The organism is Gilliamella sp. wkB171 (assembly GCF_001693755.1).
GTDB lineage: Bacteria > Pseudomonadota > Gammaproteobacteria > Enterobacterales > Orbaceae > Gilliamella > Gilliamella apicola_F.
In genome coordinates this window covers 148,541-174,542 of the sequence record NZ_LYST01000055.1, presented here as the reverse complement: position 1 = coordinate 174,542, position 26,002 = coordinate 148,541, and the positions used below count along the sequence as shown (strand labels likewise).

Here is a 26,002-nt window from a genome sequence, read left to right as displayed (position 1 = left end):
TATTTTATTAATAAAACTAAAGCTAATAAGGCAATCTAAATTAAACTTGCGATTTTTTGATAGCTATCAAGCTTTGTTTGATAATCGACTTGTTCGCCAATTAACTCTTTTAATTGAGCATGACGATAAATAATTAATTGACTAATTTGCTGTTGATAGCTATGAATATTTTTTATATACATACTAAATATATCTTTTTGTTTTAAAGGTATTTTATCAACAGCAGTGAGATCATCGGCCTGCATAATTGCTTTCGTTAATTGATGATATTTAGCTTGCCAAGTTAACAATAGATCCCAATTTTCATCACGCGCATTGATAAGCATTTGTTCTGTGACATAATTAAGTTGTTCATATTGTTCTAATAAAGATGTTTTCACATTCTATTCCTTTTTATCTGGCAATCTCGCGCCAAGACTCTGCAATATTATCAAGTAAATCAAAGCAAGTTTGTAATTTTTGCCTATCATTATGCAAATTTGCTAGCACCAATTGTTGGGTCATATAGTGATATAAGCGATCTAGATTTTCAGCAATTTCGCCACCTTGTTCTAGATCTAAACAACTTTTCAAGCCATTATCAATGATATTAATGGCTTTTGAAATTGCTGCGCCTTTACCGGCAATATTGCCTCGTTCAATGTGTAGACTGGCCAAGCGAATAGCGTTAAGTGCACCATCAAACAGTAATACAATCAATTGATGAGGGGACGCCTGACTAACTTGAGTTTCTAAATTCACTTGCTGATAAGCATCAGAACCAACTTTATACATCGGGTATTCCTATTTTTTTAAATTGGCCATCATGTCAAATTGAGTAGATAAATAGTTACTCATGCTATCTAACGAGCTGATTAAAACATCCAACTTAGTAAATTGTACTCGATAGCGTTCAACAGTTTGTTCAATTGAGTTATTCACTTGTTCATAACGCTTATCTAATGATTTTAATGTCGAATTTAAGCCATTCGTTGCAGAATCAATCATACCGTCATTATCAATAAATCCACTAATCTTAGCGAAAACCTCATTAGCGATACCGCTATTTTGACCATCACCAATAAACAACTCAGCAACAGCTTCACTATTTTCACTCAGCACTTTTTGTAATTGAGTTTGGTTGATAGTTAATGAACCATTATTATCCATATTGACACCAATTTGTGCTAAAACCGAAAATTCCCCAGCTTGCCCTTTTGCAAAAATTGAACGAATACTTTGATCGATATTACGTAAAGTAGAATCACCAATGAGCGGTCCATTATTACTATCTAACTCTTCGGAATTGGCCTCTTTTGCGGTAAATTTAGTCAAGCTCGATATGGTTGATTGTAATTGATTAAATGCCTCAACCCACTGTTTAATGGCTTCTTCGGCTTTTTCGTTATCAGCCGTTATAGTTAAATTTTCGCTAGTTGTAGTCGTTGCCTTTAAGGTGATATCAATGCCAGCAACCACATCTTTAACAGTATTTGAAGCGCTGGTAATGGCAATACCATTAAAAGTAAACTTAGCATCTTGCGCTTGGCAAACTTCAGTCATATTAGCATTATCTTTTTGATTATAGTCAAAGCCAATTATGTTATTTAACTGCTCATCATCTGACGAAATGGACGTAATAGTCTGTTGTTCCCCAGTCTCTTTAGCGGTGATCACTAACTGATAACTCCCCGTACCTGAACGAACAACGGCTGCATTCATCGTCGATTCACTCGTGCTACCATCAGCATTAGTTACTTTGGCGTGATTAATTGCATTAGCAATTGACTCAAGCGAAGTTTCGTCTTTAGATAACTCAATATTAAGTTCACTACCATTAGCTTGCTTAATGGTCACTGTGCGGCTTTCACTATCACTCCCTAAGCCCATATTTTTATCATTAATTGACGTTGTTGCAACGCTATGCGAAGTCGCTAATTGCTCAACGCTTACAGCATAATTACCTGATTGTGCCTGACTATTTACTTTAGCTGTAAAATAACTATCATTGCTAGTTGCTATTTTGCTTTGAAATAAATCTTTTTTCTGCAATTTTTCGGTGGCTGAATTAAATGCCGTCAACGCACTTTTTAACTTACCAAATCCACTAATTTTGGCATTAACCGCTTTTTGTTGTGATTTAATTGGAGTCAAACGTGTTTTTTCAACAGACTCTAATTGATTTAAAACTTCATTAAGATCGATTCCTGAACCGATACCTAACACACTCATTGCCATTATCTGATCAACCTATAACAATTATTCGATAAGTTTTATATCGGCTAACTTACTAAAAAGTTTAATCAGGTTTGAAATTTTATCGAGACATAATAAAAACGGTGCGATTTTATAAAACATAAAAAATAATTTAATTAAATGATTTATATCAATTTACCTAACAAAAATCGCCATTAAAACTGAGTAAAATCAACCATAATGTAGAAAAAAATTAAAGTTTCTTTTTTTACTACCGATACATTATCTGTCAGCAAGAATATTGAATTAATAATCAGTATAACGTTGATTTTACTAATAATATTAAAGGAGATAAAAATGGCACAAGTAATTAATACTAATACGATGTCTTTAATGGCAAAAAATAACCTTAACAATTCACAAAGTGTGCTTGGCACAGCTATTGAACGTCTTTCATCTGGTATGCGTATTAATAGCGCTAAAGATGACGCAGCAGGTCAAGCTATCGCTAACCGTTTTTCTTCAAACATTAAAGGTTTAACTCAAGCAGCGCGTAATGCAAATGATGGTATCTCACTTGCGCAAACAACTGAAGGTGCATTAAACGAAATTAATAACAACGTACAACGTATTCGTGAATTAACAGTTCAAGCAGCAAACGGCACTAACTCACAAAGCGATTTAGAGTCAATCCAAAACGAAATCGATCAACGTTTAGAAGAGATCGACCGTGTATCTAAACAAACTGATTTCAATGGTTCTAAAGTATTGTCAGCAGATAAATCACTAAAAATCCAAGTTGGCGCAAATGACGGCGAAACCATTGAAATCAATTTGAAAAAAATTGATAGCACAGAATTAGGTCTAGCTGCTTTCAATGTATCAGACACACCAACAGCAGATCCATTAAAAACGCTTGATGCAGCATTATCAAAAATTGATGCATTACGTGGTGAGCTAGGTGCGGTACAAAACCGTTTTGAATCAACTGTTAACAACATCAATAACACAGTAAATAACTTAAGTTCTGCACGTAGCCGAATTGAAGATGCTGATTATGCAACCGAAGTATCAAATATGACGCGTGGTCAAATTTTACAACAAGCAGGTACATCTGTATTAGCACAAGCTAACCAAGTACCACAATCAGTACTATCTTTATTACAATAAGTTTTTTATCTAAAATTTTCTGGTTACTCTAATTTTGAACTTAGCAATAACGGTTTAATTTCCGTTATTGCTAATAATGCCAAATACCTATTATTTACTACGCTATTCTCGCCATCAAATTAACCGATTATCACCATAATACCATTAGGCATTTTTTACATTGGTTCATAAAATGAATGATAACCTTTATAACTCACAAGGTGTAATGAATGAAATTGATTGGCAAAAATATATTCATTTGGTTCGTAATGAAGCACTAAAATTAGCAGTTCGCTTACCCACAACAGTAGAGCTTGATGATTTATTACAAGTTGGTTATATCGGTTTATTAGACACAATAAAACGTTATGATGCATCACAAGGTAATACTTTTACAACCTTTGCCATTCCGCGAATCAAAGGCGCCATGTTAGATGAGTTACGTAGTCGAGATTGGCTACCTAGACAAACACGCAAAAAAATTAAAGATGTCACTCAGGCAATTCACCAACTTGAACAGCAATTAGGTGTTGCACCTACTGATCAGCAAATTGCCAATTACTTACAACTGTCTCTAAGCGAATATCGCAAAATATTGTTAGATTCCAATTATAGCCAACTATATTCTTACGACGAAATACAAAAAAAGCTCGGTGATAGTCTAGATGTGATGATTGATTATCAAGATGATAACACACCATTTTCCAACATCATTAACGATGAAATTCGTAATATCATTATTGAGCAAATAGAAAAACTGCCAGAAAAAGAAAAAATGGTATTGGCGCTTTACTATCAAGAAGAGCTCAATTTAAAAGAGATTGGCAAAATTATGGATATTAGTGAATCACGAGTCAGCCAATTACACAGCCAAGCAATAAAAAGAATACAAAGTAAAATTAGCTTATAAAAAAGAGTTAAATAAAATTTAATTAATCGAAAATAAATTGAAATTATTTTTTTATTGATTTTTTTCGTTTAAAAATGTAATTTTAAGCATAAAAAAATATTTCTAATAAAAATTTATTTATTTCGCACTTTTTAATGCGAACTTTACTGGATAGGGATTGGTGATTAAATTGGGTAATATATTAGATGACGATATTCTTAAATGCATACATCATTTGAATCTTTCAACATTACTACTAAGTCAACGCATGCTTGAAAAAGATAAAGTAATGGCGATGTATCGACTAGGCATTGATGAAGAAACAGCTGACATGCTTAGTAATCTAAGTGCTTCTCAAATGTTAGTGTTGTCTGAAACCAACCAATTAACATTTAAATTACGTTTTGAAAATTCAGAAATGATGAAAAAACTAACGGAAGAATCTCGCGTGAGTGACATTAAACAGATGCACACGGGAATTCTTTTATCTAGTTTACTATTAGATTCAATCAATAAGTAATAGGAAATTAGGATGAGATGCACAAGTATTATTCAAAAATATAAGGAAGTTCAACTAGCTATCCGACTAATTTCGCTAGGCGCTAGGATTCAGATGCTGGAAAGCGAAACCAATTTAAGTCGTGGTAAATTAATCAAATTATATAAAGAGATCCAAGGTTGTCCACCGCCTAAAGGATTATTACCCTTTTCAACCACCTGGTTTATGACATGGGAACCCAATATTCACTCTAGTATTTTTTATAATGCTTATCACTTTTTGGTTAAACATGGTACTAAACCTGGCATTCAATCGATTCTAAAAGCCTACCAACTGTACTTAGAGCAATGTCCCTCGTCTTATAATGAAGAGCCGGTTTTAGGACTTACCAGAGCTTGGATCTTGGTCAAATTTGTTGAAAGCAATGTAATGCAACAATCATGCTGCAAAGCGTGTAAAGGGCGATTTATTACCCATGCTTATCAACCGCATAATAGTTTTATTTGTAGTTTATGCCAGCCACCATCAAGGGCAGAAAAAAATAACAAAACACAGAAAGAAAACCATGCAAAATGCTTACAAGTATTATCAATACCTAATGGTTTTAATTCGATTATTGCAAAACAAATGACTGCTTAAATCAACATTATAAAAAATAAGCATATTTAATCACGATCAGTTTATGGAGAAAAAGGAAAGCCAATGCTCATCATTGTAGGATATATCGTTGTTATCGCTTCTGCCCTAGTTGGGTATGTACTTAGTGGAGGGTATTTAGCCGTACTTTTTCAACCGTTAGAATTTCTAATTATCGGCGGAACGGCTATCGGCGCGTTTATTGTCAGTAATGAAAAAAAAATCATTCTCGCTACCCTTAAATCGTTAGGTCAATTATTTAAGACATCAAAATATAACAAAACATTGTACTTAACCCTGATTAATTTAATGTACACCATTTTAACTAAAGTTCGCCAAAATGGGGGATTATCTATCGAGGCTGATATTGATAACCCCAAAGAAAGTGAACTATTTAAAGCTTATCCACTTATTTTAGCTAATCCTCAAATCTGTGATTTTATAACGGACTATTTACGATTAATGATTAGTGGCAACATGGAAGTGTACGAAATTGAAGCATTAATGAATGAAGAAATTGAAACCAAGTTACATGAATTAGAAAAACCTGTCGATGCCATTTCAAGTGTAGGCGATGGCTTACCCGCATTTGGTATCGTTGCAGCCGTTATGGGGGTTATTAATACGTTAGCACAAGCTGACAGGCCGGCGAGCGAGTTAGGAGAATTAATTGCTCACGCGATGGTAGGAACGTTTTTAGGTATATTGCTCGCCTATGGTTTTGTTTCGCCTTTAGCTGCACTTTTAAGACAAAAGAACGCCGACAGTGTAAAAATCTTGGAATGTATCAAAGTGATATTAATTGCAAGTATGCATGACTATGCCCCCCAAATTTGTATTGAATTTGGACGTAAAACCATATTTTCTCATGAAAGACCTTCTTTCTTTGAATTAGAAAAATACCTACAAGAAATCAAAGAAAAAAATACTCAGCAAACAGAAAACAGTGAACAATGAAAAACAACTCAGTAAAAATAATTATCTCTAAAAAAAAATCGGGGCATAGTGGTGGGCATCATGGTGGTTCTTGGAAAATCGCCTATGCCGACTTTATGACCGCTATGATGGCGCTATTTTTGGTCATGTGGTTAATTGCTAAAGCTAGCCCTCAAGAATTACAAGGCATTGCTGAATATTTTAGAACCCCTTTAATACTGGGACAAAATGGCGGAAAAAACCTCAGTGATAGTGAAAGTCCAATACCTGGCGGTGGTGATGATTTTCATAAAAAAATAGGGGAAGAAAACAATACCACCTTGCAACAAGACCTTACTGATTCTGAGAAAAAACAGGTCGAAAAATTACAGTTAATAGAAACCGCACGCAAAATTAATGAAGTATTTGAACTCGATCCACGACTTAAAAAATTAGCGGCAAATTTAATTATAGAATTGACTGAAATGGGATTACGAATCCAAATTTTGGCCAGCGATGATAAGCCCATGTTTGATGTCGGCAGTGCTGTCATTCACCCTAACATGCAAGAAATTTTAAATGCATTAGCACCAATCATTAATTCACTACCTAACAAAATTACGTTATCAGGCCACACCGATGAACGCCAGTATATTACAGGTGATCGAGGTTACAGTAACTGGGAGTTATCCGCTGACAGAGCAAATTCATCAAGAAGAGAACTGATTGCCGGTGGCTTAGATTCAAACAAAATTATTCGTATTATTGGATTGGCTGATACCGTAAGCTTAAATAAACCAAATTACAGTAATGATGCCAATCGTCGTATTAGTATTTTAATCTTAAATAAATCAGCACAACAATATATTGAAGATGAAAATAATATGACTGGTATTGATTTTTTAAAACAATCACAAAAAATTCAATCCGAGTGATGCAACATAAAAAGTTTTACCAAAAATCAGCGGTGTTTAATTTTGCAAAAAATAATTAAAGTTTTTAGCAATTAATCCGATATAGACAATATTCGTTTAGTTAATTATTGCGTGACTAACTAACACTATATTTGGGAGTTTTTATGTCAAATTCATTGATGAATACTGGTATTAGTGGATTAAATGCAGCACAAAATATGCTTAATGTTATAAGCAATAATATCAGTAATGCGCATACTACGGGTTATAATCGTCAACAACAAATTTTAAGCCAAGCAAATAGTACTAAATATGGTTTTGGTTTTGTTGGTAATGGTGTGTGCGTCAGTGCTGTTAATCGAGCCTTTAATGGATTTGTTGTTGGACAATTACGCCAAGCACAGTCACAAAATGGTTCAATAAAAGCGTATTACAATGAATTATCTAAAGTGGATAATTTATTAGCTGAAAATGAAAATAGTATTGCATCACAGCTCAATAATTTATTTTCTAGCTTAAATAAACTTTCATCAAATGCCGCTGACGCTGCAACTAAGCAAACGGTGATTAGCGATCTCACTTCACTAGTAAATCAATTTAATAAAACCGAATTAAATTTAAAAAATCAAATTGCCAATATTAATACTGAACTAAGCAATAACGTTAATCAAATCAACGCTTATACCAAACAAATTGCAGAACTAAATCAAAAAATTTCAAAACTACAGACTGTGGGTGAAGCAAACCAACCTAATGCGCTGCTTGATGAGCGCGATCAGCTAGTCAATGAATTAAGTGAAATTATCGGCATCACTGTCACCGAACAAAATGGTCAATATAATATTTCGCTTAGTAATGGTTTAAATTTAGTACAAGGTGCATCAGTTAATCAACTATCAGTACAACCTTCAACAGATGACCCTTCTTTAAATACAATTATTTACACTCATCCTTCTGGTGCGACTCAAGAACTCACAAGTCAACATATCACATCAGGCCGATTAAATGGATTATTAACTTCTCGTGATGGACCACTCCTAGAAGCACGTAATCAATTAGGTTTAATTGCATTGAATTTGGCTGAAAGATTTAATCAAGTCCATATGTCAGGTGTTGATATCAATGGTAATGCTGGCGAAAAGTTATTTGATTACAACGCACCTAGCAGTATCGCCAATATTAAAAATCAGGGAAATGCCGCGGTAACCATTGATTATCAATCAGTTAAGGATGTTAAAGCGTCTGATTATAAAATCGAATTTAATGGTAGTGATTGGATAGTAACGCGATTATCTGACAATCAGCAAATCACGCCTCAAGTTGAGAATGGTGCATTAAACTTTGATGGTTTATCAATAAAAATCACAGGTACACCAGTTAATGGCGATTCGTTTATGCTTAAACCAGTTGCTAATATTGCTTCATCATTACAATTGTTGGTAAAAGATGTTAATCAACTTGCTACTGGGCTTGCCGATGATGAAAACGGTGCTGGTGACAATCGTAATGTGGCAAAATTTTTAGAGATACAAAATGAAAAATTAATTAATGGCACCAAAACATTAAACAGCGCTTACAACACCTTAGTAAGTTATATTGGCAGTGAAACGCATACTGCCAAAATTTCTCTGCAATCCAACCAAAATATTACAGATCAGATTTATGAACAAAATCAATCTATATCAGGGGTTAATATTGAAGAAGAGTATATTTCGATGCAGGTTTATATGCAGTATTATCAAGCGAACGCAAAAGTAATTGATGCTGCAACAACACTATTCGATACTATCTTAGGTTTGGCTAATTGATAAAAGGGTTTAATAATGCGAATTAGTACTAATTCAATGTATCAAAAAAATTTAAATAGTATTTTAAATACTAACAATAAATGGCAAAAATCTGGATTACATTTAGCCACAGGTAAGAAAATTTTATCACCGTCTGATGATCCGATGGGGGCATCACAAGCACTGATACTTAAACAAGCACAATCGAAGAACGATCAATTCCAAGCAGCACGCGAAAGTGTTGATAAATCATTAAGCCGACAAGATACCATCTTAAAAGAAGTTAATACCGTCATTCAAACCATTCAAGAAACGTTAGTTTATGCCGGAAACGAAACGTTAAATGACGAAAACCGCCAAGATCTTGCCAATAAATTACAAGGATTAAAAGATCAACTTATTTCATTAGCCAATGCTAAAGATACCAATGGTAACTATTTATTTGCCGGTAATAAAAACGACACGCCACCATTTGTTGTCGACGAATCAGGTAAAGTCAATTATGTGGGTGGAACATCACAAATTAACGTTTTGATTGATGAAACGCGCGAAGTTTCACTCAGTTTTACTGGTGCACAAACCTTTATGAGTGGCACCAATCCAAACCAACCTGATGCGCCAAGCGATATCTTTGCCAGCCTGGATTATGCGCTTGATGCATTAAATATGAAGTTAGATGATAACGATGAAGATGCCATTGAGCAATTTCGAGCAGGATTAACTCAAGCGAGTTTAGGGATTGATAATGCTTTTGATAACATATCAACATTAAGAGCGGCTGGCGGAACAGTATTAGCAGAAGTAGAAAGATTATCCGCTTTAGGTGACAGCTTAGATATTGAATTTGAAACCCAGATCAGTCAAATTGAAGATGTCGACTGGTATGAAGCAATTTCAGATTATGTAATGTTACAGGCAAATTTACAAGCTGCACAATATACTTTTATGAATATGCAAAGTATGTCTTTATTTCAAATGAAGTAATTAACTATTTTTAATAGTTGTACTTTTGTTGCAACCATCATCAGTAAGATATATCTGAAAAATTAAAGGCGGGTTTACCCGCCTTTTTGATTATAGCAACGCGCGTCAACAACCAAAGTGTGCTTAGTTAAAAGCGATTGGTTTAAAACCACTTGTCGATATTGATGGTATTGTTGCGGCAATTTGCTCAATACGACCAATAATTTGAATTAGTTTATCGCGATGATACTTGTCGCAACCATCATCAGTAAGACATATTTGAAAAATTAAAGGCGGGTTTACCCGCCTTTTTGATTATAGCAACTCGCGTCAATAACCAAAGTGCGCTTAGTTAAAAGCAATTTGTTTAAAACCACTTGTGGATATCGATGGTATTGTTGCGGCAATTTGCTCAATACGACCAATAATTTGAATTAGTTTATTGCGATGATACTTGTTGCAACTATCATCAGTAAGACATCTCTAAAAATTAAAGGCGGGTTTACCCGCCTTTTTGATAATAGCAACGCGCGTCAACAACCAAGGTGCGCTTAGTTAAAAGCGATTTGTTTAAAACCACTTGTCGATATTGATGGTATTGTTGCGGCAATTTGCTCAATACGACCAATAATTTGAATTAGTTTATCACTATAGTTTGGATCGGTGGCATAATTTGCCGCTTGTAATGCTTTAGCAGCGGAGCGAGCATCAGGCGCATTAACCACAGCACGATAACGAGGGCTTTTAGTTAATAAATTGAGATAATCAGTCAATGCATGTTGTTTACTGTTATAAACTTTGAATTCATCCTGAATTTTTATCATCCGATTATTCACAAATTCTTGAGTGGTTAAGCGCGTTGAACTACCTTTCCAAGCAGGCGTTGCTTTAATCCCAAAATAATTGTGGCTAGTGGCATTATCTTCTGTTTTAATTTCCTTTTGTCCCCAGCCTGTTTCTAATGCTGCTTGTGCAATTATAACTTCATAAGGAATACCAGAAACCCCCGATGCTTGCTTAGCGGGTTTAAGCCACTGTTGCACGAAGGTCGTAACATGATCAGCATCAAGATCTTGACGCGAAGTGTTAAAAGCTAACTCATTTGACTTAAGTTGTGATGCATTGTCTGTCTTATGTTGATGATAGAGCATTTGCCCCAATGCTTGAGGTGAAAGATGCGAAGTATTTTCAGAAAATAAAGATTGAGCCAATTTTAAATTAGGTTGTTTATTATTGCTATTAGACTGCATGTTAATCTTGGCTGAATCAGACGAAGACTTGGCTAATTGTTGAGTTAGCATATTGGCTAATCCCAATCCTTTACCTGCGGATTGTTGTGCTATTTGCTGATCAAACATCGAAGTAAACAGTTGAGTGGCTGCACTGGTAAATAAGCCACCCTCCGGTACTGCTTTACGCATTGATTGCATCATCATATTAATAAAAAGTGTTTCAAATTGTTCAGCAACTTGCTTGATACTACCATTTGCCCCCGTTGTCACATTTCGTTTTAAATGATGCAAACTCGATAAATCATAAGCAAAACGATTAAAAGACTGACCTATTTTATTATTCATCTTCAATTTTCAAACTTAAATTGTTTCTAATGCTGCATGCAAACAGCCTGCGGTTTTTAATGCTTCCAGTATTGACATCAATTCGGTCGGGGTCGCGCCTAATACATTTAGCGAATTAATCACATGTTTCAAATCTGTACCTGAAGCGAGATTATGTAGTGCCCCACCATCTTGCGTTATACTGACTTGATCATCAGGGATAACTGCAGTTGCACCGCCTGCTAAAGGTGTGTTGGGTTGACTAACTTTTAGTTTATTGTTGACCACGACAGACAAGTTACCATGTGCTACTGCACAATTATCTAATTTTACTTTTTGATTCATCACCACAACACCGGTTCGCGTATTTATCACCACTTTAGCTGAAATTGGCGTCACACCAATTTCCAAATTTTGAATTTGTGATAAAAATTTTACCCTTGCTTGACTGTCTTTGGGCATAGATAGGCTAACAGTAGTCCCATCTAAAGCGACCGCTGTATTTTTTTGTAACTTATTAATCGCATCAGCAATTTTCAACGCTTGGGTAAAATCAAAATGGTTTAGATGCAAATACATTGTATTTTGTTCATCTAATCGCGTTGCCAATTCGCGTTCAATTGTCGCACCATTAGGAATGGTTGCGCCTGACATTTGATTAATACTCACACTGCTATTTTTACTGTTTGCGCCCATGCCGCCAACAAATAGATTTCCCTGTGCAATGGCATAGACTTGATTATCTGCCCCTTTTAAAGGGGTCATAATTAATGTTCCGCCTCGTAAGCTTTTAGCATTACCCAGTGAGGACACCACCACATCAATTTGCTGTCCTACTCGGGCGTAAGAAGGTAATTTTGCTGTTACCATCACCGCAGCCACATTTTTTAGTTGCATGTTGCTGCCCGATGGCACTGTAATACCGAGTTGAGAAAGCATATTTGTGATACTTTGAATAGTAAATGGGGTTTGCGATGTTTGATCGCCAGTACCATCAAGCCCCACAACCAAACCATAACCCACTAGAGCATTTTCTCTGACACCTTGAATAGAGACTAAATCACGTATACGCTCAGCATGACTCAGTGGCATACCTACGATCATTGTCAAACTAAAACAGAGAATAAAACGCAAATTTTTTAGCATAACAATACTCATTAAAATGGAGAAAAATTAAAAAATAGACGCTGCAACCAACCCATGGTTTGAGCTTCGTCAATGTAACCATTACCGACATACTCAATACGCGCATCAGCAACTTGCGTTGAAATAACCGTATTATTGCCACTAATAGTTCTTGGATTAACCACACCTGAAAATCGAATAAACTCGGTGCCTTGATTGATAGCTATTTGTTTTTCACCAATGACTTTTAAATTACCATTGACCATGACATCTTGAACCGTCACTGTAATAGTGCCGCTAAAGGTGTTTTTTGCATTCGCACCGCCAGACCCTTTAAAATCATTTGCGCCAGAAATATCAGTATCAACTTTGCCTCGTCCAATTAGGCCATCAAGAAATTGCGGCACGGCTTTGACACTTAAATCGGTTGAACCGTTTCGCCCCGCATTGATTGATGAACTTTTACTGGCGCTTACATTTTCTTGTAACACAATAGTTAACACATCACCAATGTTACGAGGACGACGATCTTCAAACATCGGTTGATAACCAAAACTAGTGGGTTGTGAAGACTGATAAATCGAACCGGTTGAATTACCTATTACAGGCAGCATTGGTTCAATGCTTGTTTCGCCCTCAACTAAAGGTTTTTTAGGTAACTGGGCACAACCCAACAAAAGAAATACGGTTAAAATACCAAGATATCGCATTATGTTCATCGCATGATTACTGTTTAGAGTTGATTTAATCGTTGTAGCATTTGGTCTGAGGCCGAAATAGCTTTACTATTAATTTCATAAGCACGTTGCACTTGAATCATGTTAACTAATTCTTCAGCAACGTTGACATTCGATGTTTCTATATAACCTTGATATAACAAACCTGCGCCATTTAATCCTGGTGTGTTTTCAGTTGGTGCACCAGAACTTTCGGTTTCGAGGTAAAGGTTTTCACCAACACTTTCAAGCCCGGTATCATTAATAAAAGTGTGTAATGTTAACTGCCCGACTTGCACTTGTGTTGATTGATTAGCTAACGTGACATTGACAACGCCATCACGGCCTACGGTCATTTTAATTGCGTTTGATGGAATATTGATTGTTGGCTGAATTTCATAACCGGCCGCGGTCACTAGCTGTCCATTTTGATTGACTTGAAAAGCACCACTGCGCGTATAAGCTTGCGTGCCATCGGGCATTAAAACTTGAAAGAAACCCTGCCCATTAATAGCAATATCACTGCTATTGTCAGTTAATTCTAAATTACCTTGACTATGAATACGTTCAGTTGCAACTGGTCTTACTCCTGTACCAATTTGTAATCCAGAAGGTAAGGTGGTTTGCTCTGAAGATTGTGCACCTGGCTGGCGAATGGTTTGATAAAGCAAATCTTCAAAAACAGCCCGTTGCCGTTTGAATCCACCGGTACTAACGTTAGCCAAATTATTAGAAATAATATCCATATTCATTTGCTGGGCAGTTAATCCTGTTTTGGCTATCCATAATGATTTAATCATGGTTGTTTTTCCTATTCCATTTAAGTTAATGATAAAATTTGATTGGCTTTTTGTGCATTTTCGTCAGCCGTCATAATCTCTTTCATCTGCATTTCAAACTGACGCGAGTGGCTAATTAAATTAACCATAGCAGTAACTGGATTAACATTACTGCCCTCTAAAACACCTGACATTAATTTGGTATTAGGGTTATCTTGCATAACTGCGCCTCGGGTATCGCGTGTTGCTTGTGTTAATTGGAACAAGCCATTATCACCCCGTACAATTTCATTACGTTCAAGTTGTACTTTTTTTATTTTACCCACTTGTGCAATTGTCGTTGGCTTATCACCAGCCCCCAAAGCTGATAAGGTTCCATCAGAACTAATAGTAACTTGTGAACCTTGGGGCACAGTTAATACATCATTATCACCAAGTAATGGATAACCTTGTACTTTAAGCGTGCCATTTTCATCAATCTCGATAGCGCCATTACGCGTGTACGCTTCACTACCATCGGGTAGTTGCACGGCCAACCAATGATCTTTTGCCAATGCAACATCTAAATCACGTCCGGTATAATTAAATGTCCCCATTTGCGAATCAAAGGTTGGTGTTGTCGCGGTAACCATAGTCCTTGTTGGCCTATCATTGCCAATGATAGGCACAGCTTTCATGGCTGTTAGCTGTGCTCGAAATCCTACTGTCGATACATTAGCAAGATTATTGGCGGTAATAGACTGCTGATGCAGTGTCTGACTCGCTGCTGACATAGCAGTATAAATAACGCGATCCATAAATAACCTTTATATTAACGAAGATTCACTAGTGTATTTAAGATCTGATCTTGAGTCTTAATTGTTTGTGAATTAGATTGGTAGTTACGTTGAGCAACAATCATATTGACCAATTCTTGGCTCATATCAACATTTGATGACTCAACTGCGCCACTGGTTAATGCACCTAAAGTCCCCGAATTTGCAATACCCAGCACTTCAGCACCAGAATTAATGGTTGAGCGCCAGTTATTGTTACCGGCTGATTCCAATCCATTGACATTGGCAAAATCAGCCATCGCAATTTGGCCAAGCAACATCGTTTGTTGATTAGAATAGATACCATAAATCGAACCATCATCACTAATACTGTAACCGACTAAATCACCCGGTGCATAACCATCAACCACAGGCGTTTTAATGCTGCCCAATTCTTTACCCATATTTTGTTGTGAGCTATTAGCTAATGATAAAGTAAAGGTATTATCAGCAGATCCGTTAAGCCCTTTAATATTAATCGTCATTTCAGGATTGCTAATGAGTTTTCCGGATGAATCAAACTCCATCTGCCCAATTTTTTGTAAATTACTGCTCGGATCACTACCATCAATATAATGCACGTCCCATTGATTGTCGGCAGTTTTGACATAAAAAAGCTGAACATTACGTTGATTACCCAATGAATCATAAGTAGTAATAGTTGTGGAATAATTGAACGTATCAGCATCAAGCGCATTGACAGGTTGTTTTTCAGGTATTTTGCTGTTTGAATTCAAATTGGTTTGTAACGATGCTTTGGTTGTAGCCGAAGCATTTAACATTTCTTGTGAAATTTTAAGTGGGCCTGGTGCACTACCCTGTTGTACTTTAGGCGGTGTACCTGTAGCCAGATAACCTGTTAATTGCAAACCATCAGCAGAAATAATATTACGCTCAGCATCTAATTGAAATTGACCATTACGGGTATAGTAAACTTGACCACTACTATCCACTAAGCGAAAAAAACCATTGCCCGAAATAGCAACATCTAAACTATTATTGGTTGAAGTGGCGGTGCCATCATTAAAGTTTTGCATGACAGCCGCCACTTTTACGCCCATACCAACTTTTGAGCCAGCATAAATATCGGCAAATGAAATACTTGCACTTTTAAAGCCTACCGTTGCAGAGTTAGCAATATTATTACCAATAACATCTAACTGTTTTGATGCGGCATTCATTCCGCTAATTGCTTGAGAAAATCCCATATAAACTTTATCTCCCTAAAGAATTTGACGAACTTCGTCAATACTAATTGAACCAAGTATGCCTAAATCAAGTAAGACTTTATTATTCACTTGACTATTTATAACACCATAAACGACAGAATAAGATAGTGATGTTGACGATACACTTTGCCCATCGCTTGTCGCCTTAACTGTAAATGTATAACTGCCATCCGGTGCAGTTGTTCCATCATTAAGTTCACCATCCCAAGTAAAAGAGCTCACCCCAGCTGAAATCGAACCTAAATCAACTTCACGCACCACATTACCATTTTCATCTTTAATGGTGATAACAACAGAATCTGCATCACGTGCTAATTCAAAACCAAATGGTGTGGTAATGGTTTCGCGCTCACCACCGCTTTCATCTTGTTCTGAGGTAGCAACCAAAATTTTATTACCTGGCACCATTACACCTTTACCAATCAGGTTACTGGCATTTACAGAAAGACTGTCGTCAATTTGACCAGATACTACCCCTAATGTTGTGTTTAACCTTTCAATGCCAGCTAAAGTATTAATTTGAGCTAGCTGCGAAGTTAATTGGCTGTTATCCATTGGATTAGTTGGATCTTGATTCTTCATTTGAGCAATAAGCAGCGTTAAGAAGTTATCTTGCAACTCTTTACTTGAATTTGCTTCCGCTGCACTTTTTTGCATGGATTGTGGGCTTTTTATTGTTGATGATTCCGAAACAGGTACGTTAGACACCCCCATAAATGACTCCTTACTATTGTCCTAAGGTCAGTGTTTTTAACATTAAACTTTTTACCGTATTTATGACTTCTACATTTGCTTGATAACTGCGTGAAGCCGAAATCGTATTAACCATTTCACCGACAATATCGACATTAGGTTTTTGAATGTAACCTTGCTCATCAGCCAGTGGATGATGAGGTTCGTAAACTAAATTCATCGGAGTAGGATCATCAATAACTTGGGTAACTTTTACACCAGCAATGTGATTTTGATAGCCCTGATGATCAACACTAAACACCACCTGTTTAGCACGATAAGCTTGACCTGAAGTACTTGTCACACTGTCAGCATTAGCAAGGTTACTGGCACTGACATTCATCCGCTGCGTTTGCGCCATTAAGGCTGAAGCTGAAATTGAAAAAATAGAGAAACTCATATCTGTTGTTATCCTTGCTGTAATACTGACATTACATTCTTAAATTGTTCACCCAAAAAGGTTAAATTGCTTTGATAATGAATCGTGTTGTCGATAAATTCCGTGCGCTCTTGATCCATTTCAACAGTATTCCCATCAGCCGAAGCTTGATAAGCAATACGATAAAGAAGATTGGTATTCGTTGTTATAGGTGATTGAATTGCAATATGATTTTTGTTAGTCACTTGCAGTTTTACGCCATTAATATTATTTTGATTATTCAGTGCTTTGTTTAATTCAGCATTAAAATCAATATCTCTAGCCTGATAATGCGGCGTATCACTGTTAGCAATATTTGCAGCTAAAATCTGTTGACGTGTTTCACGTATATTTAATGCTTGTTGATGAAAATTCACAAATGTATCTAATTTATTCAGCATAAAAATCATCTCACCTTTATTGATGTTTTGAATTTTAAGTGAATCAAAAAAAAATCATCGTACAAATAACACCAAAAATTGTCCTTATTTCAACATTCAAACCATTTACACATACAGTAAAATTTGGCCATAAATAATTTTAAAAACAAGTAACTATGACATTTTTTATTAGATTGATATTTTGCATTTTTATACTATTAGGCTGGAAAACATCGTTTGCTGATGTACTTGATAATCAGATCCATCATTTTATTTCGGAACAATTGCAAGATAAAAAAATCGATCATATTGGGATTCGCTATCTAGCCGCTCAACCTGATTTAAACTGTCGTAAACCAACATTAAAATTACTGAGTAAAAACAAACTATGGGGCAACCTTACCCTGAGTGCAAAATGTAAAAATCAAACCAAATATATCCAACTATATGTGGATGTGGTTGGCAGTTATATTGTTGCCAATCAAGCAATAAATGCCGATACAAAAATTACAGAACAGCACATAACAGAGCAATCTGGTCAATTAGACAAACTCCCAGCCACAATCATTTTAGATAAAAGCCAAATTATTAACCATATTGCAATACGGCATATCGATCCACAAGAACCCATAAAAACTTCAATGCTTAAAAGACACTGGCAGGTTAAGGCCGGACAACAGGTTAAAGTGATCATCAATGGAGATGGTTACTTAGTGGCAACTAAAGGTAAAACGTTGGCTAATGGCGCTCAAGGTGATTATATTCACGTTAAACTCAATACTGGCACGATTGTTGAAGGTATTGTCAGTGAGCAAGGTATAACAATTAATCAATAAATAAAATTAATGATTTTCAAATTTTTGCCGATAATAACATTAAACAAATCATTTAAATTTGAACTTCAATTAAAGGTATGACATGAGTATAGATGCAACTAAATTGGTGACAACAATATCGGGACTACTCAGCCGTGAGGTAATCAATGAACAACAAAAAAATCCAAAGGCATCTGTACCAGAAAAACATCATTCAACTACCTGTGCTGACTTAAGATTAAGTCAACATGTTATGGCGCAATTGCAGTGCAGTGAGAACGATATTGATATCGAAAAAATAAAGACAATAAAGCAGGCAATTAGCAACGGTAGTTTAGTGATTAATCCAAGTAAAATTGCAGATGCGTTGATTCAACAAACTATTGAAGATATTAAAAGCTAATTCAAAACTGAAGGGAAATAAAAATGTTAGAATTAGACAACATTTTAGATAACGTCATCATTATGTTGCAAACATTATCCGACGTTCTTAACAATGAACAGCAAATATTGATTGAAAATAGTGCTATCAATCAACTCAATGAAGTTATTAACCAAAAAAATCAACTACTCATTGAGTTAAAATTACTCGATGAAAAGCGCATAAAATTTAGCAAACAGCATAATATCCAATCACCTTATAGTGAAAAAGCGAAACTTGCTGATAAATGGCAATTTATTGTTAATACTACACAACAATTAGCGCTGATTAATCGCGAAAATGGCATGATTATTCAAAAACGTATGAACTTAACACAACAGTCAATTGATTATCTAAAAAGCATTAATAATCCGGTTGTTTATACTAATCACGGTTATCAACAGACCGAAATTATTTCATCAAAACGCGCCAAAGTTTAGTGATAAAAGGTATTATGTGTTAGTAAACGCGATAAATACCCCGTAATTTAGGGTCTTTTCTAGCCAATAACTTTTTCGAGTTGAGTTCATACTGTCACTATTCTTATCCCCTAAATTTTATTTAAGCTCAATATGGCTGACGACAGTGATTTAGATAAAAGCGAACAACCCACAGATAGTAAAATCAAAAAAGCTAAAGAAAAGGGTCAGATTCCGCGATCGCGTGAACTAACTTCGTTAATCATATTACTGGTAGGTATTACGCTATTTGCGATGATCGGTGCCAATTTAGTTGGCAATTTAATCGTTATTATCAAAACAGCAATGAAAGTGTCTAATCATGTTTTGGATGATAAACTAATCATTTTTAATTTGGTTAATTTATTCACAGCCGGTTTTTGGTCTATTTTGCCGATTTTTTTAGGTTTAGTGATTGTAGCTATCCTAGCGCCGCTTTGTATTGGTGGTTTACTATTTAGTTTGCAATCAATTAAACCTAATTTTAAAAAACTCAATCCAATTGCCGGATTCGGTCGATTATTTAGTACGAAAATTTTTTCTGAATTACTCAAATCTATCCTTAAAGTAGTGTTAATTTCTGCTGCATGCGCACTTTTTTTATTACACCAATTTTCTACTATACTCGCATTGCCCAACATGTATTTGAGCAATGCGTTAGCAAAAGCCGCACAATTAATTATGATTTGTGGGTTATTTGCCGTTATATCTTTAATTCCAATGGTGGGGTTTGATATTTTTTATCAAATATGGAGCAATTTAAAAAAATTGCGCATGTCGAAACAAGAAATTAAAGATGAGTTTAAAGAGCAAGAGGGCAATCCGCAAATCAAAGGGCGCATTCGTCAAGTGCAACAAGCGATGGCAAGGCGCCGAATGATGAACGATGTGAGTAAAGCAAATGTTATTATCACCAATCCAACCCATTATGCTGTGGCTTTACAATATGATGAAAAAACCATGGCAGCCCCTAAATTACTCGCCAAAGGCACCGATAACACGGCTTTACGGATTAAAGAAATCGCCAGTGAACATGATATTCCACAATTAGAAGCACCACCACTTGCTCGCGCGTTATATCGTCACGGTGAAATTGGTCAAACTATTCCGACTGAACTTTATACCGCTGTAGCGCAAATTTTAGCTTGGGTGTATCAATTAAAACATTGGCGTAAACATGGCGGCAACAAGCCAGCAAAACCCAATAACTTACCTATACCCGATTTTTTATCTGAAAATAAATAAAGGCAATCACTATTTTTATGATTAAATCTAAATTACTCAATATATTATCAATAAATGCATTAAAAACTGGTCATTATCAAATATTAGCCGGTCCATTACTGATTTTATTAATACTATCGATGATGGTATTACCCTTACCGGCATTTGTATTAGATCTGTTTTTTACCTTTAACATTGCTTTGTCGATTATTATTTTAATTGTTGCGTTATTTACTAAACGAGTACTTGATTTTGCCGCCTTTCCAACTGTTTTACTTTTTGCCACCTTATTGCGATTATCGTTGAATGTTGCGTCAACTCGCGTTGTATTATTAAAAGGTCATACAGGCAGTGCCGCCGCAGGGCGAGTTATTGAGGCCTTTGGCCATTTCTTGGTTGGTGGCAATTTTGCTATCGGTATTGTGGTGTTTATTATTTTGGTGATTATTAACTTTATGGTTATCACTAAAGGGGCTGGGCGTATAGCCGAAGTGGGTGCACGTTTTGCACTAGACGGTATGCCCGGTAAACAAATGGCAATTGATGCTGATCTTAATGCTGGATTAATTGGTGAAGACGAAGCCAAAGCGCGCCGAGCCGAAGTCACGCAAGAAGCCGATTTTTATGGTTCGATGGATGGTGCCAGTAAATTTGTCCGTGGTGATGCCATTGCCGGCTTATTAATCATGGCCATTACCATTATTGGTGGTTTAATGGTAGGTATTATGCAACATGACATGACACTTGCTGATGCCAGTAAAACTTATGTCTTACTAACCATTGGTGATGGTTTAGTCGCTCAAATTCCCTCACTGATTATTTCAACCGCCGCAGGCGTGATTGTAACTAGAGTTAGCTCGCAAGAAAATATTAGTGAGCAGATGCTCAACCAGTTATTTAAAAATCCACAAGTATTAATTTTAACAGCGGCTGTGATAGGGCTACTTGGTTTGATTCCTGGTATGCCAAATTTAGTGTTTTTATTGTTTACCGGTCTATTATTGGCTATTGCTTGGTGGTTAGCTAAATATAAAAAAAATGAGGTTAAACAACAAACCAAAAAAGTCAATGTCGATGCCACTACACCAAGTAATATTGAAGCGTCTTGGTCGGATGTCAATATTGAAGATACTTTAGCGATGGAAGTCGGATATGGACTGATTCCAATGGTTGATCAAGCACAAAATGGCGAATTACTTGGTCGAATACGCAGTTTACGTAAAAAATTTGCACAAACTTTTGGATTTTTACCGCCTCAAGTACATATTCGTGACAATTTGTCCTTAGCCCCTTACCAATACAAATTATTTATAAAAGGTGGCGAAATTGGGCAAGGTGAAATTATGAATAATAAATGGTTGGCAATCAATCCAGGTAAAGTGGTAGAAACCATTGATGGTATTGCAACAACCGAGCCGGCTTTTGGTTTACCAGCAATATGGATAGATGAAAGCAATAAAGAAAATGCACAAATATTAGGTTATACCGTTGTCGATACCAGTACCATGATTGCCACACATTTTAACCACTTACTACAACAATTTGCGAGCGAATTATTAGGTAGATTAGAGACACAAGAACTACTTGACCGTCTGAAACAAGAGGTACCTAAGTTAGTTGAAGATTTTATTCCTGAGGTTGTAACGTTAACAACCTTTCATAAAATACTACAAAATTTAATAGCGGAAAAAGTTTCGATTCGTGATATGCGCACTATTATTGAAACTATTTGTGAAAACGCGCCAAATCAAAATGATGTTTATCAATTATTGAGTATAGTCAGGATTGCTTTAGGTAGAGTCATCACACAACAATGGTTTGCAGGTAACAATCCAATCGAGGTGATTGGCTTAGATATCAACTTAGAACGTTTATTACTGCAAGCCATGCAAAATACTAGCCATGTTGAACCAGGGCTTGCTGAGCAGATCATTGAACAACTTAAACAAGCACTTCACCAACAAGAAGCAATCGGTGCACCACCAGTATTATTAGTTAACCATTCACTAAGGCTGATGCTATCACAGTTTTTGCGACCTAATTTTCCACAATTGGCGGTATTATCTAATCTTGAAATTACTGATAATCGAGAAATTAAGGTGACATGCCAAATTGGCAATAGCTAATGGAACATAACACAAATAAGCATTAAAATTAGTATGACTCGCTCAAGTCGCTAACGAATAACTGAGTTAATAAAGATGATCATTATCAGTAATGATCATCATTCAATTTCACTTAATTTACTTTTTTTCAAAAATAGTACCTTTTCTAAACGGTGATTGTTTAAAGGCATATTTTGTTAATAGAATATAACTTAATCCACCAACAAAAAAGCCAATTAGCCACGATAAACTTACTTCACAAAACGCCGCAGCCGAGCCAATAAGCATTGCTAAAATAGCAGCTTTATTAAAACCTGCAAATTGACCATTTTTATTATAGAGTTCATTAATATCGACTTGTTGGCGCCTTAATAGATAATACTCTACAAGTAAAATTGCCACAATTGGTCCTAAAAACGCAGAATAGATCAAAATAAACAGACCTAAGCCTTTGGCTGATGAGTCTTGAACTAAAATCCAAGGAAAAGAAGCAATGGCGAGTAACCCCGTAATCGTTACCGCTGATTTATATTTGACTTTAGTTAATAAACTAATCACATATGCCGGTGGAATAATATTTGCCACCATGTTAACCGCAATCGCCCCAAGTACAATAAATGACGATACCGCAACAGTGATATACGAATTATCCACAACAATAGCAAATGCTTTAACAGGATTACTATTCCCTGTAACCGAAGCTAACATTGCACCAATTGTGATAACAAATCCATAGGCAATGGTGATAGGTACAAAATATAACAGTCCGCGTTTACCGTTACTAATACCTGATTTGAGTTCGCGTGAATAATCCGCTGCACTCAAAAATATTGCAGCATAATTACCTAAAAACATCATAATAAAACCAAAAAATGGTAATCCCCAAGTTCCTTCAGTATTAATCCATTTTTCAATAATGACAGTTTGATGATTGCGAAGTAACAAAATAAAGGCATAGACAAGTGCGGATAGAATAACTAATGATATTAATATCTCAACCCATTTAATTGCATGAAAGCCATACAGTGATAACGCAATTTGTATAAATTGTAAAACTACAAAACAGATAAAGACATTATCAAAACTCTCATTGGATAGAATTTTGATAATTTCATTGAGTGCCGTGCCACCAATCCAACTTTGAAAACCATACCAAACAATACCAGGAATACCACGGAGCAGCGAAGAGATTATCGAACCTTTTATACCAAATGACATCCTAAGTTGCACCACATAAGGAATACCGGTCCGGTAACCTAAGCGATCATTAAGTACAAAAATACTGGTAATAATTAAAATAGCTATCAAAGCCGCCATAAAAGTTTGCACAATATTCATAGTAGCAATACCGGCAACAACTAAACTGGCGCCTAAGGTCATATTGCCAAGATTCACACCATCACCAATCCACATAAAAGCATATGCCAATGGATTGACCGTACGCTGTTGTGGTGTTTTCGGTAATAGTGATTTATCAATATTTAATTGGTTATTAGATAATTGAGGGCTATTATTATTCATTACCTATTCCTTTCGTACTTAACTTTTTAACGCCGCTATATTCAAACTAACGACGAATAAATGATCCTTTTGGTGTCGATTCAATACCCGTAGTCAAATTGTAAACTGTTTCACCGCGTAATAACGTACGTACCACTTGTGCGTTAATTTGTCGTCCAACATAAGGACTAAATTTGTTACGATATTCAAGATCTTCTGCTCTCACCACATAACTTGATTGCGGTTTGATGAAGATAATATCCGCATCTTTGCCAATCTGAATTGAACCTTTAGTGGGTAAGTTATAACGCTCAGCAGGATTTTTAGCGATGATATCGGCAAACTGTTTTAATGACATACCACGTTTTTGCACCGCTTCATCGAAGAAAATATCGACATTATTTTGTACACCCGAAATTCCACCCCATGCATCAAATGCATTAGTTTTATTTTTCATTTCATAAGTACAAGGAGAATGGTCAGATACGGCGGTAATAATGTGACCAGAAAATAGATATTTCCATAATCCATCTTGGGCCTGTTTATCACGAATAGGGGGTGAACATTTTGCTAAAGGTCCAATTGCATCAAGTTCATCAGTGGTAAAATAGAGATAATGGATACAGGTTTCACAAGTGACATCAACCCCTTCTTGGCGCGCTTTTATCACCTCTTCAACACCTTCGGGGCACGCCACATGACAAATATGAATACGGCAACCCGTTTGTTTAGCAAAAAAGATTGCTCGGCGAATTGCTTCTACTTCTGTAAAAATAGGGCGGGTTGCCACATACTGTGAAACGCGCGTTTCACCTCGTTCTTTAGCTTGCTTACCTAACATGTCGGTAATGGCGGCGTTTTCAGCATGTATAGCCAGTAATTTACCGGTTTTAGCAATTTGACGCATGCCCTCCCAAAGTGCATAGTCATTAACGTTTGCAAAATCGCCCTCTAAAGTAGGATCGCCACACGTTGCCATAAAGCATTTAAATGCGGTTACCCCCTCTTTAACTTGTTGTTCAATGCCACCATTAGTGAGGTTATAAGGAACTAATCCCCCAAATGAGGCGACATCAACATAGAGTTTGCCTTCGCCGGCAGCGTATTTTTGTCGAAGTGTATCACCACAAGTGGTTGCTGGCAGTTGGTTAAGTGGCATTTCAACAAAGGTTGTCACGCCTCCTTTAGCACAAGCTTTGGTGCCAGTGACATAACCTTCCCACTCACAACGAATACCGCCAGGTTCGCTTATATGTACATGTACATCAACCATACCTGGGCTAACAATTAAACCTTGAGCATCAATAACTTCATGTGCACCATTTAGATCTGGAGCAATGGCTGCAATTTTGCCATTTTTAATGGCAATATCAGTACGGACTTCACCAGATTCTAAAATGACAATACCATTTTTTATAATTCGATCATACTGCATAATAATTTTCCAAAAATGATTAGTAAAAAATATACTTGTAATAACGCTTATTCTTCATCTTATTCATTATTACCGTTCATTACTACATTTTTGTGCAAAAAACATACCAAGCCAAAAACCACGTATCATTGCTACTTATTTGATCTTTACGCACCAAAATGATCCACTTTATAATTATTGCAGACTGTTTTTAAACATTATGGTGCATTAGGTTAAGCAACTAACATCTAACACATACATTTATCCAATAAACCATATAAGTACTAAACGAATTCGAGTATTCACTTATCCTATTTTCCTAAATTTATCTGTAAATGATTAATAAACAGCTAATCAATCAAATACGATAAAAATGGTTATTATTAGT

General features: G+C 36.0%; 27 protein-coding genes. 13 read left to right on the top strand and 14 right to left on the bottom strand.

Features of this window, described 5'->3' with window-relative positions; genetic code table 11:
* Window positions 1-35: 35 nt before the first annotated feature.
* From A9G03_RS11980 to fliD, 3 genes are read right to left on the bottom strand one after another with little or no spacing between them, the layout of a single operon-like run.
* A complete protein-coding gene (locus A9G03_RS11980; RefSeq protein ID WP_065633051.1) occupies window positions 36-380 on the bottom strand; it encodes a hypothetical protein in 345 nt (114 codons plus the stop codon).
* 13 nt (window positions 381-393) lie between these two features.
* Window positions 394-774: a flagellar export chaperone FliS gene (fliS, locus tag A9G03_RS11975; RefSeq protein ID WP_065633052.1), complete on the bottom strand. Its 381-nt coding sequence runs from the start codon at window positions 772-774 to the stop codon at window positions 394-396.
* A 9-nt stretch (window positions 775-783) separates the two neighbouring features.
* A complete protein-coding gene (fliD, locus tag A9G03_RS11970; RefSeq protein ID WP_082209462.1) occupies window positions 784-2,217 on the bottom strand; it encodes a flagellar filament capping protein FliD in 1,434 nt (477 codons plus the stop codon).
* Between the two features lie 315 nt (window positions 2,218-2,532).
* Here fliD and A9G03_RS11965 point away from each other — a divergent pair, with 315 nt between their 5' ends.
* The 8 genes from A9G03_RS11965 (at window position 2,533) to flgL (ending at window position 9,948) form a co-directional block, all read left to right on the top strand.
* Entirely contained in the window at window positions 2,533-3,345 is an 813-nt protein-coding gene (locus tag A9G03_RS11965; RefSeq protein WP_065633054.1) for a flagellin N-terminal helical domain-containing protein, read from the top strand.
* A 172-nt stretch (window positions 3,346-3,517) separates the two neighbouring features.
* Window positions 3,518-4,234: an RNA polymerase sigma factor FliA gene (locus A9G03_RS11960; RefSeq protein ID WP_065633055.1), complete on the top strand. Its 717-nt coding sequence runs from the start codon at window positions 3,518-3,520 to the stop codon at window positions 4,232-4,234.
* A gap of 178 nt (window positions 4,235-4,412) precedes the next feature.
* Window positions 4,413-4,733 (top strand): flagellar transcriptional regulator FlhD, encoded by a 321-nt coding sequence (flhD, locus tag A9G03_RS11955; protein WP_141671490.1) that lies wholly within the window; start codon window positions 4,413-4,415, stop codon window positions 4,731-4,733.
* A gap of 12 nt (window positions 4,734-4,745) precedes the next feature.
* Window positions 4,746-5,351: a flagellar transcriptional regulator FlhC gene (gene flhC / locus A9G03_RS11950; RefSeq protein WP_065633057.1), complete on the top strand. Its 606-nt coding sequence runs from the start codon at window positions 4,746-4,748 to the stop codon at window positions 5,349-5,351.
* Between the two features lie 63 nt (window positions 5,352-5,414).
* Complete coding sequence (gene motA, locus A9G03_RS11945; protein WP_065633058.1) at window positions 5,415-6,305, top strand: flagellar motor stator protein MotA; 891 nt, start codon at window positions 5,415-5,417, stop codon at window positions 6,303-6,305.
* Window positions 6,302-7,198 (top strand): flagellar motor protein MotB, encoded by an 897-nt coding sequence (motB, locus tag A9G03_RS11940; protein WP_065633059.1) that lies wholly within the window; start codon window positions 6,302-6,304, stop codon window positions 7,196-7,198. Before motA ends, motB begins: the two co-directional genes overlap by 4 nt.
* Window positions 7,199-7,341: 143 nt before the next feature.
* The gene (gene flgK, locus A9G03_RS11935) at window positions 7,342-8,985 is read left to right on the top strand and encodes a flagellar hook-associated protein FlgK (RefSeq protein ID WP_065799322.1); all 1,644 of its coding nucleotides are present in this window, start codon (window positions 7,342-7,344) and stop codon (window positions 8,983-8,985) included.
* 15 nt (window positions 8,986-9,000) lie between these two features.
* On the top strand, window positions 9,001-9,948 hold the full coding sequence (gene flgL / locus A9G03_RS11930; RefSeq protein ID WP_065799321.1) for a flagellar hook-associated protein FlgL: 948 nt from the start codon (window positions 9,001-9,003) through the stop codon (window positions 9,946-9,948).
* A 530-nt stretch (window positions 9,949-10,478) separates the two neighbouring features.
* On the opposite strand, the gene flgJ is transcribed toward flgL, so the two are convergent.
* The 9 genes from flgJ to flgB are packed head-to-tail and all read right to left on the bottom strand — an operon-like array spanning window position 10,479 to window position 17,698.
* On the bottom strand, window positions 10,479-11,504 hold the full coding sequence (gene flgJ / locus A9G03_RS11925; RefSeq protein ID WP_065799320.1) for a flagellar assembly peptidoglycan hydrolase FlgJ: 1,026 nt from the start codon (window positions 11,502-11,504) through the stop codon (window positions 10,479-10,481).
* Window positions 11,505-11,519: 15 nt separating this feature from the next.
* Window positions 11,520-12,629: a flagellar basal body P-ring protein FlgI gene (locus A9G03_RS11920; RefSeq protein ID WP_065633079.1), complete on the bottom strand. Its 1,110-nt coding sequence runs from the start codon at window positions 12,627-12,629 to the stop codon at window positions 11,520-11,522.
* A gap of 11 nt (window positions 12,630-12,640) precedes the next feature.
* Window positions 12,641-13,327, bottom strand: a complete 687-nt coding sequence (locus A9G03_RS11915) for a flagellar basal body L-ring protein FlgH (RefSeq protein ID WP_065799319.1) — start codon at window positions 13,325-13,327, stop codon at window positions 12,641-12,643.
* A 14-nt stretch (window positions 13,328-13,341) separates the two neighbouring features.
* Entirely contained in the window at window positions 13,342-14,124 is a 783-nt protein-coding gene (gene flgG, locus A9G03_RS11910) for a flagellar basal-body rod protein FlgG (RefSeq protein ID WP_065633064.1), read from the bottom strand.
* Window positions 14,125-14,144: 20 nt separating this feature from the next.
* Window positions 14,145-14,900 (bottom strand): flagellar basal body rod protein FlgF, encoded by a 756-nt coding sequence (locus A9G03_RS11905; RefSeq protein ID WP_065799318.1) that lies wholly within the window; start codon window positions 14,898-14,900, stop codon window positions 14,145-14,147.
* Window positions 14,901-14,914: 14 nt separating this feature from the next.
* On the bottom strand, window positions 14,915-16,126 hold the full coding sequence (flgE, locus tag A9G03_RS11900; protein WP_065799317.1) for a flagellar hook protein FlgE: 1,212 nt from the start codon (window positions 16,124-16,126) through the stop codon (window positions 14,915-14,917).
* Between the two features lie 15 nt (window positions 16,127-16,141).
* Window positions 16,142-16,861 (bottom strand): flagellar hook assembly protein FlgD, encoded by a 720-nt coding sequence (gene flgD / locus A9G03_RS11895; RefSeq protein ID WP_081297424.1) that lies wholly within the window; start codon window positions 16,859-16,861, stop codon window positions 16,142-16,144.
* 13 nt (window positions 16,862-16,874) lie between these two features.
* A complete protein-coding gene (gene flgC, locus A9G03_RS11890) occupies window positions 16,875-17,279 on the bottom strand; it encodes a flagellar basal body rod protein FlgC (RefSeq protein WP_065633067.1) in 405 nt (134 codons plus the stop codon).
* 8 nt (window positions 17,280-17,287) lie between these two features.
* The gene (gene flgB, locus A9G03_RS11885; protein ID WP_065633081.1) at window positions 17,288-17,698 is read right to left on the bottom strand and encodes a flagellar basal body rod protein FlgB; all 411 of its coding nucleotides are present in this window, start codon (window positions 17,696-17,698) and stop codon (window positions 17,288-17,290) included.
* Between the two features lie 155 nt (window positions 17,699-17,853).
* Here flgB and flgA point away from each other — a divergent pair, with 155 nt between their 5' ends.
* The 5 genes from flgA to flhA all read left to right on the top strand — a co-directional run bounded on the left by flgA (window position 17,854) and on the right by flhA (window position 22,721).
* A complete protein-coding gene (gene flgA / locus A9G03_RS11880; protein WP_065799316.1) occupies window positions 17,854-18,513 on the top strand; it encodes a flagellar basal body P-ring formation chaperone FlgA in 660 nt (219 codons plus the stop codon).
* An 82-nt stretch (window positions 18,514-18,595) separates the two neighbouring features.
* Window positions 18,596-18,895: a flagellar biosynthesis anti-sigma factor FlgM gene (gene flgM, locus A9G03_RS11875; RefSeq protein WP_065633069.1), complete on the top strand. Its 300-nt coding sequence runs from the start codon at window positions 18,596-18,598 to the stop codon at window positions 18,893-18,895.
* Window positions 18,896-18,918: 23 nt separating this feature from the next.
* Window positions 18,919-19,353, top strand: coding sequence for a flagella synthesis protein FlgN (locus tag A9G03_RS11870; protein ID WP_065633070.1), 435 nt, complete (start codon window positions 18,919-18,921; stop codon window positions 19,351-19,353).
* Between the two features lie 132 nt (window positions 19,354-19,485).
* A complete protein-coding gene (flhB, locus tag A9G03_RS11865; RefSeq protein WP_065633071.1) occupies window positions 19,486-20,616 on the top strand; it encodes a flagellar biosynthesis protein FlhB in 1,131 nt (376 codons plus the stop codon).
* A gap of 17 nt (window positions 20,617-20,633) precedes the next feature.
* Window positions 20,634-22,721 carry a flagellar biosynthesis protein FlhA gene (gene flhA, locus A9G03_RS11860; RefSeq protein ID WP_065799315.1) on the top strand — a complete coding sequence of 696 codons (2,088 nt, stop codon included), beginning with the start codon at window positions 20,634-20,636 and terminating at the stop codon, window positions 22,719-22,721.
* A gap of 117 nt (window positions 22,722-22,838) precedes the next feature.
* On the opposite strand, the gene A9G03_RS11855 is transcribed toward flhA, so the two are convergent.
* A complete protein-coding gene (locus A9G03_RS11855) occupies window positions 22,839-24,221 on the bottom strand; it encodes an NCS1 family transporter (RefSeq protein ID WP_065799314.1) in 1,383 nt (460 codons plus the stop codon).
* A gap of 46 nt (window positions 24,222-24,267) precedes the next feature.
* Window positions 24,268-25,635 carry an allantoinase AllB gene (gene allB / locus A9G03_RS11850; RefSeq protein WP_065799313.1) on the bottom strand — a complete coding sequence of 456 codons (1,368 nt, stop codon included), beginning with the start codon at window positions 25,633-25,635 and terminating at the stop codon, window positions 24,268-24,270.
* Window positions 25,636-26,002: the final 367 nt, after the last annotated feature.

What these genes read in the sequence shown, in the direction of transcription:
- flgJ (WP_065799320.1), bottom strand. Translation starts at nt 11,504, where the DNA reads ATGAATAATAAAATAGGTCAGTCTTTTAATCGTTTTGCTTATGATTTA.
- motB (WP_065633059.1), top strand. Translation starts at nt 6,302, where the DNA reads ATGAAAAACAACTCAGTAAAAATAATTATCTCTAAAAAAAAATCGGGG.
- flgL (WP_065799321.1), top strand. Translation starts at nt 9,001, where the DNA reads ATGCGAATTAGTACTAATTCAATGTATCAAAAAAATTTAAATAGTATT.
- flgD (WP_081297424.1), bottom strand. Translation starts at nt 16,861, where the DNA reads ATGGGGGTGTCTAACGTACCTGTTTCGGAATCATCAACAATAAAAAGC.
- flgB (WP_065633081.1), bottom strand. Translation starts at nt 17,698, where the DNA reads ATGCTGAATAAATTAGATACATTTGTGAATTTTCATCAACAAGCATTA.
- flgK (WP_065799322.1), top strand. Translation starts at nt 7,342, where the DNA reads ATGTCAAATTCATTGATGAATACTGGTATTAGTGGATTAAATGCAGCA.
- flgG (WP_065633064.1), bottom strand. Translation starts at nt 14,124, where the DNA reads ATGATTAAATCATTATGGATAGCCAAAACAGGATTAACTGCCCAGCAA.
- flhC (WP_065633057.1), top strand. Translation starts at nt 4,746, where the DNA reads ATGAGATGCACAAGTATTATTCAAAAATATAAGGAAGTTCAACTAGCT.
- flhA (WP_065799315.1), top strand. Translation starts at nt 20,634, where the DNA reads ATGATTAAATCTAAATTACTCAATATATTATCAATAAATGCATTAAAA.
- A9G03_RS11915 (WP_065799319.1), bottom strand. Translation starts at nt 13,327, where the DNA reads ATGAACATAATGCGATATCTTGGTATTTTAACCGTATTTCTTTTGTTG.
- A9G03_RS11920 (WP_065633079.1), bottom strand. Translation starts at nt 12,629, where the DNA reads ATGCTAAAAAATTTGCGTTTTATTCTCTGTTTTAGTTTGACAATGATC.
- flgC (WP_065633067.1), bottom strand. Translation starts at nt 17,279, where the DNA reads ATGAGTTTCTCTATTTTTTCAATTTCAGCTTCAGCCTTAATGGCGCAA.
- flgA (WP_065799316.1), top strand. Translation starts at nt 17,854, where the DNA reads ATGACATTTTTTATTAGATTGATATTTTGCATTTTTATACTATTAGGC.
- flgM (WP_065633069.1), top strand. Translation starts at nt 18,596, where the DNA reads ATGAGTATAGATGCAACTAAATTGGTGACAACAATATCGGGACTACTC.
- A9G03_RS11870 (WP_065633070.1), top strand. Translation starts at nt 18,919, where the DNA reads ATGTTAGAATTAGACAACATTTTAGATAACGTCATCATTATGTTGCAA.
- A9G03_RS11965 (WP_065633054.1), top strand. Translation starts at nt 2,533, where the DNA reads ATGGCACAAGTAATTAATACTAATACGATGTCTTTAATGGCAAAAAAT.
- allB (WP_065799313.1), bottom strand. Translation starts at nt 25,635, where the DNA reads ATGCAGTATGATCGAATTATAAAAAATGGTATTGTCATTTTAGAATCT.
- motA (WP_065633058.1), top strand. Translation starts at nt 5,415, where the DNA reads ATGCTCATCATTGTAGGATATATCGTTGTTATCGCTTCTGCCCTAGTT.
- fliS (WP_065633052.1), bottom strand. Translation starts at nt 774, where the DNA reads ATGTATAAAGTTGGTTCTGATGCTTATCAGCAAGTGAATTTAGAAACT.
- flgE (WP_065799317.1), bottom strand. Translation starts at nt 16,126, where the DNA reads ATGGGATTTTCTCAAGCAATTAGCGGAATGAATGCCGCATCAAAACAG.
- flhB (WP_065633071.1), top strand. Translation starts at nt 19,486, where the DNA reads ATGGCTGACGACAGTGATTTAGATAAAAGCGAACAACCCACAGATAGT.
- fliD (WP_082209462.1), bottom strand. Translation starts at nt 2,217, where the DNA reads ATGGCAATGAGTGTGTTAGGTATCGGTTCAGGAATCGATCTTAATGAA.
- A9G03_RS11855 (WP_065799314.1), bottom strand. Translation starts at nt 24,221, where the DNA reads ATGAATAATAATAGCCCTCAATTATCTAATAACCAATTAAATATTGAT.
- A9G03_RS11960 (WP_065633055.1), top strand. Translation starts at nt 3,518, where the DNA reads ATGAATGATAACCTTTATAACTCACAAGGTGTAATGAATGAAATTGAT.
- A9G03_RS11905 (WP_065799318.1), bottom strand. Translation starts at nt 14,900, where the DNA reads ATGGATCGCGTTATTTATACTGCTATGTCAGCAGCGAGTCAGACACTG.